The following is a 14,972-nucleotide window of genomic DNA, read 5'->3' on the forward strand; positions in this document are numbered from 1 at the left end:
GAAAAATACTTACCGTGTATTGATTAATGATTGTCATTAAAAATGATAATGCTAAAGCAATAAGTGTAAACCAAAGAAAATTCATGCTCGTTTGATTTGAACCAACTATAAACCATAATGGCAAATGCCATATTGACCATATCCCCCCCCACCATGAAAGTGCTAGTGAAAGGTGACCATCTTTTTTGCAATGCAGGTGTTAATAGCCCCTCCAACTGATTTCTTCCCTGCTGATTCGATCCTGACCCAAAAATATTAAATTCCATTCGTTCATGTATTTTATACCGCTCCCACATTTCAACATCCATGTTAAGTTTGCATTCAATGTATTGTTCGTGTTTTAAACATTTAGCCTAGTGTCCGGCTGATGAGCAAGGCGCATTTTCAATTAATTTATACGAACATTAAAATGTAATTACCTTAAAAATGTTCGTTATTAACTCTTTTGTTTCTTATTCTTTCAGGATGCTCGTCTACTTTTTCGATGGATGAAGAATTTTTCTTGTGGTACATCTTTGTTTCATCTGACTTTGAACGAATGTCTTATGCAAAGATACCTTAAATTGTTCTTCCGCTTCTGCCACACATATGCTTTTATAAAATGTAAAAGCCTTTCTATTTAGAAAGGCCCTTTAAATTATTTAATCGTTCATGTTCTTAACAAGTGCTAGATAACAACCTATAAAGAAATTAATCAATGGTTCCTGTAGTTTTTAAATTGATGTCTACGGTTACATCAAATGGTAATGCAGGATAAGCATTTTCCCACTTTTTAATGGTACCCTTTTGATGTAATTGCATTGTTCGGTACCTCAGTCCAAATCCAAAAGGATCGAGGTCTTTTTCTTGAAAGGAAGTAAACATTTTTTCCAATTCCTGTTTTATTTCTCTCGAAGCTAATTTATTATAGTCTTCCAATTTATCCATTAATAACGTCTTATTTGACTGACTTATTGTACCAGACATTTCAACATTAACCTTTATAGATTTCGGTTGTCCATTTTCTTGTATGATGTTGTATTTCATTTTCGTTGTCGTCATATTTATTAATAATTTGTAACCTTCGCTATCGAGTCTAAAACTATATCCAGGAACGCTATTTTTAAGCGCATTAAACGCTTGCGTATATTTAGACGTCAGTTCCAGTGGTTTCCCTTTATCGCCTACTACTAATAATTTATTTACGATTAATTGTGTACCTGATTTGTTGGTCTCAACGATAGGTAGTATTGCATCTATCCCTTTACTGTGAAAATCCCTTCGAATTTCATATAAATAGACAGAAACGACATAAGGACTATCATTCCCTGTTTCACCAAAAAACTTTGTTAGTGGAGAAGCTACTACAGATTCCCCTTTTGGTAAAGTTCTTAACACCTCTTCAGCAGAATCTCTAGCGGCACCTATATATGCAATAGATTGGATATCCCCTCTTCTAAATAAATAATCCATAAAATTTTTTAAATTTTCTTCTAACAGTATTTCATTTATTAAAATAACTTTTGCATGTCCAAACTCTAAAACTTTATCTGTATGAGTCTCTAAAATTTGAATAATCTCTCCGATATTATCTCCCTCATGCACTAAAAACTGATAACTTGAACTAGTATTACTCTTTGATTTGATGGAAACAGGTATCGCTAATTTCAAAGTGACTCTATACGTCCCTTCCTCATTCTCGGAAGGATCAATTCCAATTCCTGTAACAAATACTCGGTTATCAATATCTTTAAATCCACAGCCCGTAAGAAAGCTCATAACGACAACCATCATAGCAAAATATTTTAAATGTGCCATTATAATTTGAGCCTCCGTTTAGCAGTTAGTAAACTAACGATTAACACACCGTAAAATAACGGTAATAAATCATAAAAAAGCATTGATAATTTCACTAATTCAAATTCATTTATGACACGTGTCGTAGCTAATGCAATTAACCCAAATAGAAGTACAACTAAAAAAGGTGTGAGGTTTGTTTCTTTCCATTTCAATTTTTTAAAATGGAATATGCTTTCAAATAATTTTAACGACACATACCAATGTATTAATAAGCTAATAAAGGCAACCGCAATAAATACAATGACAAAAAGAAACGTAACGCGTTCAATAAGTGAATACTTCATACGTACTGAATCACTTGTAGTAATCCATGGAAACGTAAGATTTTCAATTTGTTCGAAGCCGTTAAATCCAATCGGTATAAAATAAGTTGTAAATAAAGTAAAGGCACCTACAATACCTAATATGGCAAATTGCTTTAATCCGGCTTTTTTCTTTATTTTAATATATTTATTAAAAATAATGATGTTCACTGCGCCAATAAAAATATACGTAGATGCTGAAAAAGAATTATAGCTAGGATAATCATTGATGTACGTAAATGCAATTTTGACAAAGTCCCATTCTAATTTTGGTTCAGTATATATTTTTATGATTAAAAAGATAATGACTGGTAAAAAAATGATTAATATTAGCTCAGTCATATAAAGAACACTTTTTTCTTTTATGAACAAGCCAAAAGAAATGACCAATAAAAATGCAAGTGTCGTAATGGTTATAGAGGTTTCATAGGACAAAAATGTATTAAACATAAAGACATACGTTGTAAGTGTAATGAGCCCCGCTGCAAACCATGAACAGGCAAAGTAGAATAAGACGGGATAATAAAACCATTTAGGCGTACTCTTCTTCATTATTTCTGGAAAGCTTTTATTTGGAAAGTAACTAAATAAATTAATGACAATGATAGTAAGAATAGCCCCGAAAATGACTGCAATTATCATAGATAGTATGACGCCGTCTTTACTATCTCTCATTAAAATTCTGGGCACTGATGCAATAAGATTTGTAACCATTGTGACAAGTATAAAGTAATATAGATACCTGCTCATCTTTTTGATTGCACCTCTAATTCCTTCCTATCTGACCGCCAATACACTTTTAAATATGGCTCACCAAAACTCCGTTTATTTACTAAAAACATTAGCAGCCATATAGATCCTAAAATTAACCCCATCATACCGAATAGCGTAGTATAGATGACTAATAAATACCTACAAATTCGAATAGAAAAACTCATCTCACTAATCGGGATGACAAAGCTTGTAATGGCAACAGCTGAAACAATAATGATCATTATATTCGATGCTAATGTAGCTTCAGTAACCGCAGTCCCTAAAATTAGCCCACCAACTGTCGTAGCCGTTGCACTAATAGCCTTTGGCAATCGTATGCTTGCCTCTGTAAGAAACTCCATAAAAATAAGCATAAATATTACTTCGATAAAGGACGGATATGGAACGCCTACTCGACTCCCAGCAACAGTAAGTGCCAATTCGGTTCTTGGTATGTCTGGCGTATAGGATGTTATCGCAACATACATAGCAGGTAATACAAAACAGACAAATAAACCAATATACCGGAGAATTAATGTAAAAGTAGTTATCCAGTAAGTATGGTAGTTATCTTCCATCGATGTCATAAAGTCAAAAAATACAACGGGAGCAATTAAAGCTTGAGGACTCCCATTTAACATAATTACCACTTTCCCTGCCGCCAGATTGTAAGAAATACGGTCAGGTCGCTCCGTCAAAATGGTAATGGGGAAAAGGGAAAATTTAGAGCCATTTAGGTGTAGTTGTAATTCTCCAGTAGATTGAATAAGCGGGACGTCTAAATTTTCTATTTTTTCTTGAATATTTTGAAGAACAGATTGCTTTACTGTTCTTTCATCATACATAATGATTAAAGTCTTGTGACTTTTTCCTTTTAAAGCATGCGTGTCAAACTTTAATGTTGGTTCATGATAACGCTGGCGAATGATGTTTAAATTCGTTTCAATATCCTCGCTTAATGCTGTTTGAGGTCCATATACAGTAGGCTCAATGAGTGTTTGTTGTAAAGCCATTGAATTGACTAATTTAATATCAATCAAATAAAAAGCATCATTAATCGCTAATAGTACATAGCCCTTCGTTATTTCGATTAGAAGCTCTTCCCCACATTGCATTTTTGTTAAGTTCGGTAACGATTCAATATAGAATGTAAAACTTTTATTTGATTTCATTTCGAAAAAAGGCTTTATGAGCATTTCGTGCAATTTAGCACCATCTATTGCTGATTTTAAGTAAAAGATAAATACTGTATTATCTTCTATTTGTAAAGGCTTTAAGTTTGTGTCATCGGAAGGTGAAAACTTTTCTAATAGCTCAACCATTAACGGAGGAAAATTCAAATTAGCCATATTATCCAAGCATTACACACCTCCATTTAAGTATTTTTTAATACAATTAGGTTAACCGATAGCACTTTATACTAAACGTTCTATTCGCTCGTTTAATCTGGAATTTTAGGTTCACAAGATGGTTGTAGATGCGTGATTTGTAGGCTTTCGAAGCTGAAAATTACTATTACAATCCATCTTTTACAAGCCTTTTGGCATTATCAAAACCAAGTTGTCATTCGCTAGATTGTAAGATTCTCTATTTGAAGCATGTTATAATATTAGAAAAAAATAAAGAAGGTACGTCTATGGAAATACGCCAGCTTGAATACTTTAAAGTACTATGTGATGAACTTCATTTTACAAAGGCTGCTGAAAAATTAAATATTTCTCAACCAACGCTAAGCCAACAAATTAAAGTACTGGAAATGGAGCTTGGCATTCCACTTTTTGATCGTATAGGGAAAAAAATCGCGATTACAGAAGCCGGTAAAATATTGCATGAGCAATGTATTCATATATTTCGTGCCATCGATAATACAAGCAATCAAATCATTGACTTGAAACAATTAAAAGCAGGTAAATTAGTAATTGGTACGTTACCTGGTGAATTAACAAATTTGGTGTCCAATTATTTAGCAGACTACCATCGTGATTACCCAGATTTAGAAGTATGTATTAATAGTTCAGATGATTTATTAAAACAGGTTAAAGACAATAAAATTGATTTTGCTATTTCCTATAAACAAGAATATTTTGATTATGAAGAAGAGCAGCTTATCATGATTCCACTGTTTACAGAAGAACTGCTATTTGTAGCACATCGTGATTATCCTATAGAGTCTGAAAAAATCGCCTTTCAAGATGTATTAACGACACCACTTATCTTGTTTCCAGCAATCAATCAATGCAGGAAATTGATTGATCGTGTAGCGCGTAAAGAAAAGCTTCATGTCCACCCAAAAATAGAAACTGCGAGTGTTCAAGCCATTTTTAATTTAGTTGAACAAAATGTTGGCGCAACAATTATTTCAGAAACACTTTATGACCAATATTATTCCAATACGATTTGCAAGCGCACAATATTCAATCCTCCCTTAGAACGTGAAATCGTCCTATTATATAGAAAAGATAAATTCATTAATTTTGCAGCGAAAGCTTACATTCAATTAATGATTAATGGACTTAAAAAAGCTGGTTTTTCTATTTCAAAAGAGAGTCTAAATCTTATTCATCTATTAATAAAATCTTCTTAACAAAACAAATCCACAAAACTTCGCTGTAAATAAGTGAAGTTCTGTGGATTTATATTATGGGCTAACGAAAAAAATGACTAAGTACTAAACTTAGCCATCTTTCGCTTTATTTTTTCATTGTCTTTGTTTTCGCAAGTTGCACATGCCATGAAAGTGCTTCTTCAAGTAAATGAGGTGTATGATGATTGCCTGTTTTCTCTACTGCAGCATGATAATACGCCCATAATTGCGGACGATAATCTGGATGTGCACAATGATTGATGATTAATGGTACACGTTCTTTTGGTGCTAAGCCCCGTAAATCCGCTACACCAAACTCTGTCACAATAACGTCTACGTCATGCTCGGTATGATCTACATGAGAGACCATCGGGACAATACTTGAAATAGTACCGCCCTTGGCATAGGACTTCGTTACAAATATACCTAAACGTGCATTGCGTGCGAAATCACCTGAACCTCCTAAACCATTCATCATCTTCGTTCCAGAAACATGTGTAGAATTTACATTTCCATAAATATCAACTTCAAGTGCTGTGTTGACCGAAATCAAACCTAAACGGCGGATAATTTCAGGATGATTCGATATTTCTTGAGGTCGTAAAATCAAACAGTCTAAATAGTTTTCTAGTTGACTATATACTTGCTCACCACGTTCTTTTGACAATGTAATGGATGTCCCAGAAGCAGATTTCACTTTGCCTGCGTCGATTAACTCAAATACCGCATCCTGCAATACTTCCGAATAGATTTCTAAATCTTCGAATTCAGATTCTAAAAACCCATTTAAAACGGCATTTGCTACCGATCCTACACCAGATTGGAGCGGTGCTAACGTTTTTGTTAAACGGCCAGCTTTCACTTCATCACGTAGAAAATTAAGTAAATGCTCTGCCATATTAGCAGTTTCTTCATCTGGTTGTACAATTGTAGAAGGCGCATCTGCTTGTTCAGATAGCACGATACCACGTACCTTTGTCATATCTATTGGCATGCCGATTGTTCCGATTCGCTCCCCTGCATGCGTTAATGGGATTGGCTCCCTTTTCCCTTGTACATCTGGTATATAGATATCATGAATACCTTCCAGTGCATCAGGATGCGAAACGTTTAGTTCAATAATAATTTCTTTAGCCATTTGTAAAATAATTGGAGAATTTCCTACAGAGGTAGTCGGTATAAGCAAGCCATCCTCAGTAATCGCAGTAGCCTCAATGATCGCATAATCAATCGGCCCAACGATTCCTTGGCGAATTAATTCGGCATTATGCGATACATGGGCATCTGTATACAATACTTCTCCACTATTTATTAGTTGGCGAATAGCTGGATCACCTTGATAAGGTGCACGCTTACGAATAATCCCTGCTTCAGCCATCAGTTGATCCACCTCTGGACCAAGTGATGCTCCTGTATAAACGTCCACTTGGAATTTTTCCGTTTTTGCTTTTTCTACAAGTGCTAGTGGTACTATTTTTGCATCACCCGCCCGTGTAAAGCCACTCATCCCTAATAACATGCCATCTTTTATCCAAGATGCGGCCTCTTGAGCTGATACAATTTTATGTTGTAATGCTTCATGTCGAATTTTCTTTTGTGCAAGTTTTAACATCAATATATCCCCCTTATCTACGCTTAATTTATTCAGACCAAGGTGAGTGCAATACGCAATCACAAAAATTTTTAGGTTTATAGTCTGGAATATATAGTGCACAGACATCCGATTTTATATTGCCAAATGTTGTTTCAGGCTTATGTCTAAATCCTTCAAAAAAGGCTGGCAAAATTTCTTTTTTAAATTGATTCCGTGGAAATGCTTTTATAATGGCTTTGCGTTCTTCATCAGTCAAATTATAATAGCCTTCTCCCATCACATCGAGCCCTACCCCTGCATAGAGCAATGCCACTTCATTTTCTTTATGCTCAGCAACTCCGATTGTTGTATGGAGGGCGATGGCATCCCATACTAACTGAATGGCATTTTCATCAATTTGATAATGGGCTAAAAATTGACGTGCTGCATTGGCACCGTCCACCTCAAAGCGTTTGTCTTCGCTACTATAATGCTTTGTTAGGCCTAAATCATGAAACAAGGCACTTACGTATAGAAGCTCTCCATCATATTTTTTCTTTGCTTTTTCGCCCTGTAGCGCACCGAACAAATACACTCGATTTGAATGATTCCACAGCAATTGTGAACCATGTTCCTTTAAAATATCCTGTGCGTCTAATGCCAATTGGCTGTCAGGTATATGAATACCAGCAATGTTTGTCATCAGTAGTTCCTCCCCCATTCGCAATAATTAGTGCTTATATAAAATTATAAAAAACGACCACCTATCAATCAATTCTATAATTTCTATAATAATCATAGGTTTTTTCTATGATTCCTCTTTGCCGAATTGCTTAATCGATAGGTAGAAATGGGGATTGATCACCATTTCTGCTTTTTTCATTTGATTAGTTTTAACTTAATGCAGTAGGCTACAATCAGTCTCTTGACGTTGCTGATGAAGCCATAACAAAAAGAGAGCTTCCTGTTGGAGGAAACTCTCTTAAAAATACGAACGATATTAAATAACTTCAATACTTTCTTCCATAACAATTTCCTCAACATTTGAGCGCTTTTTCTTTGTCATACTATTTGCGATTAAAATACAAAGCATACTAAGAATAAATAAACCTAGAAAAATAATCCATGCCACTTTGTAGCTTTCTGTAAGGTCATAGATAAGACCAGAAACGATAACGCCTAGTGAGCTCGTTGCAACGAAGAATACCTGTACGAAGCCAAAAATGGCACCGAAATCTTTTTTGCCAAACAAATCATCTGTCATAAACGGAGGGCCGATTGTGGCAATGACAATACTAAATCCGTAAGCGATCGCGAATACAAATGCAAAGCTCTTAGCGTTTGCCATTAGCAATGACACCATCGCTATTGTCATACAAACACCGACAAATAGGATTCCGCCAGTTGTTCTAAATTTATCGAATATGGCTCCAAGAATTAGCTTTCCAACAGTATTTGATAAAGATAACAGACCGAAAATTGTTCCAGCAAATAACGCAGGATGGCCAATATCAATTAAATAAGCCGGTATATGCATTTGTACCCCGCCTGCAACAAGCGCAAAGCATACGACACCGAAAATAAATAGCCAAAACACGCCTGATTTCTTTGCCTCAGCCAGCGTTAAACCCGATTGAGCCGTATTCGCTTGCTCCTCTTGGACACGATCTGCACCAAGTGCCATCGTCCCTTTTTCAGCAGGGTTTTTCTTAGTGAAAAATAAAATTAATGGCAATGAAATAACGATAATTAGTACGCCTGCAATGACATAAGTTGTTCTCCAACCATAATTTGAAATTAACGTTGTTAAAATAGGGCTAAGTGCTGCCGTCCCGACACCTGATCCAGCGAATGCCAATCCCATTGCTAGCCCCTTTTTCTCATAAAACCAATTCGTTAGCATAATGGAGATAGGAATATTGGAAAATCCAGCAACACATACCCCTATAAAAAAAGCGATGATGGCAAAATAGATTGCCGACTGCGCAAAGGAATACAACATAAAGCCACAGCCTGCAAAAATAACACATACAGACATTATTAACTTCATATTGCCTTTAGCAAGGAGCTTTCCCATAAAAGGTGAAGCTATCGCAACACCAAGACCTCCAACGGAAAGTACAATTGAAAAAGTCGTTCTTGTCATGCCTAATTCGCTTGTTACCGGCACAAGAAATAAACTGTGTAGAGAATTTACAATGGAGAATGCCGAAAACATAATCAAGAAGCTTGTTAAAACAATATACCATCCATAAAATAGTCCATTTTTTGCTTGTGGCATACTATTCCCCGTTTCATGTTTACTTGTCCTAACGATTATATTTTCATACCTGTCTATCCGTCGTTAGACGTTAGCCAATTTGGATATAGCATGTTTTTTCACGTGTGAATTCGAGTACAGAGTCTGTACCAAAGCCACTCGCTTTTTGTCCACCGAATGGAAGTTCAGTTCCAACGATGCGATACGTATTTACCCACACATTTCCAGATTCGATAGAGCGAATCATTCGATGTGCACGATTTAAATCAGATGTCCAAACACCGGCACCTAATCCGTATTCTGTATCATTGGCAATGGCAAGTGCCTCTTCTTCTGTATCAAATGGTATCACGACAGCAACTGGCCCAAAAATTTCTTCTTGGCAAACTTGCAAGTTATTACTTTCTACTTTTAGTAAGGTCGGTTCGATCCAATAGCCATCCGCTAAATCATCTTGACCTGGTAACAAGTTGGCACCACCGAAGCGTCCGCCAACGATGATTTCTCCACCTTCTTGTTGCCCTAGCTCAATATAGGAGCAAACCTTTTTATATTGCATTTCATTGGCAACTGGTCCCATTGGCGTCTGCATGTCTAATGTGTTGCCCAATTGAATATGTGTTGTTATTTCTTCTTTCATTAGAGCAATCATTTTATCTAAGACAGATCGTTGAATTAGGATTCGTGAGCCGCCGACACAAAGCTGTCCTGCATTGCCTGTGAAAATACCATTTACTGTGACGCCATTTGCTGCTTTCGCTAAATCAGCATCTTCAAAAACAATATTCGGTGATTTGCCACCTAATTCTAATACCATTGATTTAGGATGTTGCGCAGTGGACTCGGCGATTGCTTTCGCAGTTTTCCCTGAACCGGTTAAGCTTACTTTATTGACGTTTGGATGACGAACGAGCGCATCGCCCACTTCAGCGCCTGTACCAGAAATAACATTTAAAACGCCTGGTGGTAAAATACTTTGAATAAGTTCTCCGTAACGGAGCGGTGCAGCTGCTGCTAATTCCGATGGTTTAATGATGACCGTGTTGCCACCAGCAAGTGCCGCTGCTGCTTTCACCGTAAATGTCCATAATGCTGAATTCCAAGGAATAATGCCTACTACGACTCCATAAGGTTCACGCATTGTAAATCCTACAGTATTTGGCCCAAGTTGCGCGGTTTCGCCTTTACTCCCAACATTAGTAGCTGCCGCTGCGGCATCATACCACATACTTGATAGGATAGGAATAAGTCCGAACTTTGTTTCACGAATAACCCAACCATTATCTTTCGTTTCTAGTTCAGCCAATTCATCGCCATATTGTGCAATCATATCGCCAATACGACGTAAATAATTTGCTCTTTCACTAGCAGGAAGCGCTGACCAACCTGGAAGGGCAGTACGAGCAGCCGTCACCGTTGCTTCAACATCTTCGACAGTGCTACAAGGAATGGTTGCCCACACCTTACCAGTTGCCGGATCATAGCTATCCATTTTATTACCTGAAGATGATGGAATTGCCTTCCCGTTAATGACATTTTGATAGTCTTTCAAATTATTCAATGTTTTCAATGTCTTTCCCACCCTTTCAAATATGAGATTTGCTTAAACATTGCAGCATAGTGCCTTTGCAATGTTTAAGACGTAAGATAATCTACTACCAACCTAAGGCAACTGCTGCCTGCTCATAATATTGCTGTGTGCTTCCTAGATAATTTTCATAGAAACGCGCTCTTTTCACATATAGATGGCAATCAATTTCTTCAGTAAAACCAATCCCACCATGAATTTGAATACTTTGAGATGCGACTTTTATAAATGCCTCGGTAGCAAATAAGCGAGCACTTGAAACCGCTTCAACTTTATCAGCAGCATCACTTTCAATCGCCCAGTTTGCATAATAGGCTAACGAACGAGCTGTTTCTAAATCCATTTTCATATCGACTAATCTGTGTTTAATCGCTTGGAATCTACCAATCGGTTGATTAAACTGTTCACGAATATTCGCATATTCAACGGCTGTTTCAACGATTTTTTCCATACTTCCAACAATCGATGAGCAAAGGGCTGCATTAAATGATAATAGACCTTCTTGCAAAACATCCCACCCATGATCAATAGTGCCAAGAATTTGCTGACTTGAAACTTGGACATTATTAAAAGTCACTTCTGCAAGCAAACGGGTTTCATCCATGTTTTTTTGCGGTTGCACTTGTAGTGACACATCATCACAATCAACGATTACTAATGATATTCCTTCCGCTCCTTGCCCTTCAGAAGTACGCACTAGAACGAGTAAGCTATTGGCAAGCTCAACGTCTGGAACTAATGATTTCACACCATTCAACGTTAGAACGTCATCCTGCAATGTGCCACTTAATTTTACATTTGAAGGCTTATAGTTTCCGCTAGGCTCTAACCATGCAACAGTAAAGGTATGCTCACCACTAGCAATAGCTGATAAATATTTAGCTTTTTGGTCTTCAGTACCAAATCTCTCCAATAACGGTACCGCTAAAGCATTTGTTTCTAAATATAAGCCTGGAAGCAATGCTCGACCTGTCTCTTCTAAAATAGGTACTAAATCTAACTGACCTAGCCCCATACCACCATTTTCTTCTGACACATTCACACTTGCACAGCCAAGTTCCGCTAATCCAGCATACAGTGCTTGAAATGAGCTTGTATTGCCTTCTGTAAACTCACGGGCTACTTTTGTTTGTCCGACATCATCTAAATATTTACGTACATAGTTTCGAAACATTTCTTGTTCTTGATTTAAAGAGAAATCCATATCTTACACCCCCGCTTTTTATCGACCCATATCTTTTGGTAAACCTAGAATTCGTTCAGCAATGGTATTCTTTTGTATTTCGCTTGTTCCACCGCCAATTGTCTGACCAAAAGAGTACAAATAATTGTCCTGCCAATAGGACCGATCCATTAATGCGTTTTCTTTCCATAGGACGCCATGATGGCCTTGCATCGAAATCGCTTGCGCAAACAGTTCTTTTGTTAATTCACTAACAAGTAGTTTATCCATAGAGCTTTCTGCACCAGGATGGCCATTTTTCAATTGCTTTGTTAAATTTCGATAATAGTTTAATAGTGACCCACGTGAACGAGTGTATAAATCCACCATTGTTTTACGAATGAATGGATTTTTAATAAGCGGCTCATCTTCATCATTCAATTCCTTAGCTAACGCAACTAGATCATTGAATTGTTGCTCTAGCGTAAATACTTGACCACCAATTCCAGTTCGTTCATGCATTAGAAGAGCAATGATAACCTTCCAGCCCTCATCTACTTGACCGATAATTTCTGCATCATACGCAATGGCATCATTTAAATACACTTCATTAAAATCTTTTTGACCATCCATTGAGACGATTGGTCGTGTTTCCACCCCTGGCTGATGCATATCGAGAAGGAATACTGTAATACCTTTATGTTTTTTCTCTAGTCGGCTCGTTCTAGTTATTAAAAAGCAGCGATCCGCTACATGACCGAAACTCGTCCAAACCTTTTGCCCATTAATAATCCAACGGTCACCATCTTTTACAGCTGTCGTTTGAATAGCCGCTACATCTGATCCTGCATTCGGCTCTGAATAACCTTGGCACCAAACTTCTTCACCTGTAATAATTTTTTCGATATATTTTTCCTTTTGTTCTTCCGTACCAATTTGCATCAATGTCGGTGCAACCATATGCAGACCTACATAATTTATTAACGGTGGTGCTTTGACACGTACCATCTCTTGTTGATAGACAATTTCCTCCATAAGCGTTGCATTGCGCCCACCATATTGTTTAGGCCACGCAATCGCTGCCCAACCACCTTCATATAGTTTCTTTTGCCAATCTCGTAAAAATAACTCATATTCTTTTGATTCCTTATCTAATTGCACTTCGCCTTGTAACCATCCATCTGGTAAGTTCGCTTCTAGCCAAGTTCTTAACTCTTGACGAAATTGCTCTTCCTTTTTCGTAAATGAAAAATCCATGTAATCATTCCTTTCTTTTAAAACGATATTAATCTGTTATGCTTGTATCCATTGTGGAAGAGCTCGATCTTCCGTAATATCCTGCCATGTCATTTTTACAGGCATGCCGATTTTTACTTCCTCTGGTGGACATGCAAGCACATTGCCAATTATTTTTACTTCTTTTAAATTATCTAGTTGTACGACAACAATAATCGTTGGTAAATCATCTTGGAAACCCGGTAGGAACGGGCGATACGACACAACATACGAATAGATAGTTCCCGTAATAGCCGAACCTTGACTTTCCCAGCTAAGTTCTGTGGAACCGCATTTTGAACAAGCTGGGCCAGGTGGGTGATTATAAGAATTACATGTTTCGCATTTTTGTAGGACTAGCTCATGCCGATCAGCTGCATCCCAATATGGTTGATTGTCTTGTGTTTTAAGTGGAATTGGTTTTTGATAACTCATGATTTTCCCTCCTAGTTTCTTAAAATCATTGCACCCGCAATATCTGGGCCAGACCAGCCAGTACAAATGCCTATTTCGCAATTTTCGACTTGACGATCAGTACCTTTATACTCGTGACGAATTTGACGAACAATTTCAAGGACATTGTTCATGCCATGCGTATAACCTTCCGATAGCATGCCCCCTGCTGTATTCGTAGGAAGCTTGCCACCCATTTTTAAATTGCCACTTGCAACGAAATCACCTACTTCGCCACGTGCAGCAAAGCCATATGCTTCTAATTGGCGCAGTACTACCCAACTAAAGCAATCGTATATCGAAGCGACTTGAATATCTTGTGGTGTAACCCCTGCTTTTTTATAAAGGGAAGGTGCAACGAAGTCTGATGCTACTTCATCTAAATTCGTCCAGTAATGCGCATGTGATACAGTCCGTCTCGCTTCAATGCCCATAATATAGACAGGTCTTGACTTGCAATCCTTTGCTTTCTCAGCGGATGTGACGATAATGGCATTCGCCTCGTCTGATTCTAAGCAAAAATCATGTTTATTAAATGGATAACTTAAAGATGGTGTCTTTAAATACTCTTCCATTGATAATGGCTTACCATAGAAGAACGCTTTTGGGTTTCGTTGTGCATGCTCATAAAAGCTCACACAGACGTGCCCTAAATGTTCGTGTGTAAGTCCTGTTTGTTGCATATGACGCGTAGCGAATAAGCCGAACCATTGACCTGGTCCACCTGCCCCATAAGGAATGAAAAAACTTCCGCCATCCATTGCCCCTTGAAGCATATTTACATCCCAGCCACCACCGCCCATACGAACGCCAGAGCGGCCATTCATTGCACGATAAATTAACACGGTATTGACTTGACCTGTTTCGATTAATCCGATGGCATCCGCAATTAACATTTCTGTACTGCTTCCGCCTCCCATAATGTCTTTAACATATTTCGGTCGCGCGCCTAAATAGGTTGCTAACTGATGGGATGTACAAGAATCATTTTCAGAGTAGCTCATAAAGCCATCGATTTCTCTCGCTTCTAAACCTGCATCTTTTAACGCAGCACGGGCAGCGTCTAATGCTAAATGTAAAGGTGTTGTACCTGAATTTTTCGAACGTTCACTTTCTCCTACGCCTACAATGGCATAGCGATCTTTAATAGTAGCCATATTGCCAACCTCCTTGTTTCCATTTG

Annotated in this window: 12 protein-coding genes; 1 reads left to right on the plus strand and 11 read right to left on the minus strand. The window is 37.5% G+C overall.

The genetic code is table 11. The features are described from left to right. Positions 1-690: 690 nt before the first annotated feature. Genes ACIP9G_RS00985 through ACIP9G_RS00995 form a run of 3 tightly spaced genes read right to left on the minus strand, consistent with a single transcriptional unit; the run spans position 691 to position 4,243 of the window. On the minus strand, positions 691-1,797 hold the full coding sequence (locus ACIP9G_RS00985) for a Ger(x)C family spore germination protein (protein WP_401016709.1): 1,107 nt from the start codon (positions 1,795-1,797) through the stop codon (positions 691-693). Further along, entirely contained in the window at positions 1,797-2,891 is a 1,095-nt protein-coding gene (locus ACIP9G_RS00990) for a GerAB/ArcD/ProY family transporter (RefSeq protein WP_401016711.1), read from the minus strand. Before ACIP9G_RS00990 ends, ACIP9G_RS00985 begins: the two co-directional genes overlap by 1 nt. Beyond that, a complete protein-coding gene (locus tag ACIP9G_RS00995) occupies positions 2,888-4,243 on the minus strand; it encodes a spore germination protein (protein ID WP_401018134.1) in 1,356 nt (451 codons plus the stop codon). The genes ACIP9G_RS00990 and ACIP9G_RS00995 overlap by 4 nt, the downstream gene beginning before the upstream one ends. A 287-nt stretch (positions 4,244-4,530) precedes the next feature. On the opposite strand from ACIP9G_RS00995, the gene ACIP9G_RS01000 reads away from it, so the two are divergent. Continuing rightward, positions 4,531-5,478 carry a LysR family transcriptional regulator gene (locus ACIP9G_RS01000; protein WP_401016712.1) on the plus strand — a complete coding sequence of 316 codons (948 nt, stop codon included), beginning with the start codon at positions 4,531-4,533 and terminating at the stop codon, positions 5,476-5,478. 106 nt (positions 5,479-5,584) lie between these two features. Here ACIP9G_RS01000 and scpC read toward each other — a convergent pair whose 3' ends face one another. The 8 genes from scpC to ACIP9G_RS01040 form a co-directional block, all read right to left on the minus strand. Then, on the minus strand, positions 5,585-7,090 hold the full coding sequence (scpC, locus tag ACIP9G_RS01005) for a succinyl-CoA:acetate CoA-transferase ScpC (protein ID WP_401016714.1): 1,506 nt from the start codon (positions 7,088-7,090) through the stop codon (positions 5,585-5,587). A 28-nt stretch (positions 7,091-7,118) separates the two neighbouring features. Then, positions 7,119-7,757, minus strand: a complete 639-nt coding sequence (locus ACIP9G_RS01010; protein WP_401018137.1) for an HD domain-containing protein — start codon at positions 7,755-7,757, stop codon at positions 7,119-7,121. Positions 7,758-8,051: 294 nt separating this feature from the next. After that, complete coding sequence (locus tag ACIP9G_RS01015; RefSeq protein WP_340824600.1) at positions 8,052-9,332, minus strand: MFS transporter; 1,281 nt, start codon at positions 9,330-9,332, stop codon at positions 8,052-8,054. Positions 9,333-9,402: 70 nt separating this feature from the next. Beyond that, positions 9,403-10,881 carry an aldehyde dehydrogenase family protein gene (locus ACIP9G_RS01020; protein WP_401016717.1) on the minus strand — a complete coding sequence of 493 codons (1,479 nt, stop codon included), beginning with the start codon at positions 10,879-10,881 and terminating at the stop codon, positions 9,403-9,405. Positions 10,882-10,966: 85 nt separating this feature from the next. Beyond that, entirely contained in the window at positions 10,967-12,103 is a 1,137-nt protein-coding gene (locus ACIP9G_RS01025; RefSeq protein WP_401016719.1) for an acyl-CoA dehydrogenase family protein, read from the minus strand. 18 nt (positions 12,104-12,121) lie between these two features. Further along, the gene (locus ACIP9G_RS01030; protein WP_340824596.1) at positions 12,122-13,318 is read right to left on the minus strand and encodes an acyl-CoA dehydrogenase family protein; all 1,197 of its coding nucleotides are present in this window, start codon (positions 13,316-13,318) and stop codon (positions 12,122-12,124) included. A gap of 36 nt (positions 13,319-13,354) precedes the next feature. Next, positions 13,355-13,771 (minus strand): Zn-ribbon domain-containing OB-fold protein, encoded by a 417-nt coding sequence (locus ACIP9G_RS01035; protein ID WP_340824595.1) that lies wholly within the window; start codon positions 13,769-13,771, stop codon positions 13,355-13,357. Between the two features lie 11 nt (positions 13,772-13,782). Then, a complete protein-coding gene (locus tag ACIP9G_RS01040; RefSeq protein WP_401016721.1) occupies positions 13,783-14,946 on the minus strand; it encodes a thiolase C-terminal domain-containing protein in 1,164 nt (387 codons plus the stop codon). Positions 14,947-14,972: the final 26 nt, after the last annotated feature.

The sequence above is a fragment of the Lysinibacillus sp. NPDC093197 genome (genome assembly GCF_044754025.1).
Taxonomy (GTDB): Bacteria; Bacillota; Bacilli; order Bacillales_A; family Planococcaceae; genus Lysinibacillus.

What these genes read in the sequence shown, in the direction of transcription:
- ACIP9G_RS01035 (WP_340824595.1), bottom strand. Translation starts at nt 13,771, where the DNA reads ATGAGTTATCAAAAACCAATTCCACTTAAAACACAAGACAATCAACCA.
- ACIP9G_RS01040 (WP_401016721.1), bottom strand. Translation starts at nt 14,946, where the DNA reads ATGGCTACTATTAAAGATCGCTATGCCATTGTAGGCGTAGGAGAAAGT.
- ACIP9G_RS01000 (WP_401016712.1), top strand. Translation starts at nt 4,531, where the DNA reads ATGGAAATACGCCAGCTTGAATACTTTAAAGTACTATGTGATGAACTT.
- ACIP9G_RS01015 (WP_340824600.1), bottom strand. Translation starts at nt 9,332, where the DNA reads ATGCCACAAGCAAAAAATGGACTATTTTATGGATGGTATATTGTTTTA.
- ACIP9G_RS01030 (WP_340824596.1), bottom strand. Translation starts at nt 13,318, where the DNA reads ATGGATTTTTCATTTACGAAAAAGGAAGAGCAATTTCGTCAAGAGTTA.
- ACIP9G_RS01025 (WP_401016719.1), bottom strand. Translation starts at nt 12,103, where the DNA reads ATGGATTTCTCTTTAAATCAAGAACAAGAAATGTTTCGAAACTATGTA.
- scpC (WP_401016714.1), bottom strand. Translation starts at nt 7,090, where the DNA reads ATGTTAAAACTTGCACAAAAGAAAATTCGACATGAAGCATTACAACAT.
- ACIP9G_RS00985 (WP_401016709.1), bottom strand. Translation starts at nt 1,797, where the DNA reads ATGGCACATTTAAAATATTTTGCTATGATGGTTGTCGTTATGAGCTTT.
- ACIP9G_RS00990 (WP_401016711.1), bottom strand. Translation starts at nt 2,891, where the DNA reads ATGAGCAGGTATCTATATTACTTTATACTTGTCACAATGGTTACAAAT.
- ACIP9G_RS00995 (WP_401018134.1), bottom strand. Translation starts at nt 4,243, where the DNA reads ATGGCTAATTTGAATTTTCCTCCGTTAATGGTTGAGCTATTAGAAAAG.